Consider the following 1083-nt stretch of genomic DNA (forward strand, 5'->3'; position numbering starts at 1 on the left):
TTGTGTTTTTTTTCCCCGTTGGCGGGGGTAAGGTACTCCGTGCCTGACTTTGACTGGGTTTTCCCTGTTTGCCTTGCGCCCTTTGTCCCGCCGAGGCCCCGGTTCCGCCTTATGCCGTGGCGGGCGGGCCTGAGGCGGCCAGTGTCGATCTCGGCGCTCTTTGCGCCGATCAGATCGACGGCACGCTTGAGCCTGAGCATTGGCGCTGTCTTGCCTCGTCGATGTGGTCCGAGGATACCCCGGTTCAAGTTCTCGCGGCGCGCATCTTGGCCCGCCTCTCTGATCACGATTGGGCGCGGGATTTGGTCGATCAACTTTGGCTTGATGAGGACACCCGCGCATGGGTGGACAACCTGCCCCAAGATAGCGGGCATCGCGACAGTAACGGCGTGCCATTGGCGCAGGGCGATACCGTTGTTCTGATCAAGGATCTGCCGGTCAAGGGGGCCAATTTCACCGCCAAACGCGGCACGGCAGTGCGCGGCATTTCCCTTGTTCTTGACAACCCGGCCCATATCGAAGGCCGGGTCGAGGGGCAGCGTATCGTGATCCTGACCGAGTTCGTGAAGAAGCGCTGAGCGCAACCCCCGAAACACCGGCGCGCGAGCCGCCAGATTGGCCGAAATCTGCCCCATCCGATCCGGCTTGCCAACCAGGGCCGCCTGCTCGCGGCTCTCAGCCATCAGAATTGCGGCCTCATCGGCCCCGCTCTCGGCCACACCGACCAGGCGCTTTGCGGCGCGAATAGCCGAGGGGCTGCGGCCCGCAATCTCAGTTGCCAGATCTTGCGCCGCCGCCAGCGGATCATCCGCCAGTTCCGTGACCAGCCCCCAGGCCAAAGCCTGCGTCGCCGAAATCGGCCGCGCCGTATAGGTCATGCGCCGGATCACATCAGAGCCGGTCAAGTGCGGAAGGAGCGCCATGCCGCCCATGTCGGGGATCAGTCCCCATTTCATCTCCATGATCGCAAGCTCTGAATCGGGTGCCGCAATCCGGATATCGGCCCCAAAGCCAAGCTTAAAGCCCCCGCCATAAAAAACCCCGTGCAACGCCCCGCTAACCGGCACGAGCACCAGCCCCCAC

The 1083-nt window shown here is 63.4% G+C and carries 1 protein-coding gene and 1 pseudogene; one reads left to right on the forward strand and one right to left on the reverse strand.

Annotated features, from left to right (window positions below; translation table 11 throughout):
- The first annotated feature begins 68 nt into the window (after positions 1 to 68).
- Entirely contained in the window at positions 69 to 578 is a 510-nt protein-coding gene (locus HEP69_RS23515; protein ID WP_290560946.1) for an alkylphosphonate utilization protein, read from the forward strand.
- A 9-nt stretch (positions 579 to 587) separates the two neighbouring features.
- On the opposite strand, the pseudogene HEP69_RS23520 reads toward HEP69_RS23515, so the two are convergent.
- Positions 588 to 1083 (reverse strand): annotated as a pseudogene (locus HEP69_RS23520) (enoyl-CoA hydratase-related protein); the annotation flags it as partial.

Origin of the sequence: Aestuariivita sp. (assembly GCF_021404545.1) — a bacterium.
GTDB lineage: Bacteria > Pseudomonadota > Alphaproteobacteria > Rhodobacterales > Rhodobacteraceae > Aestuariivita.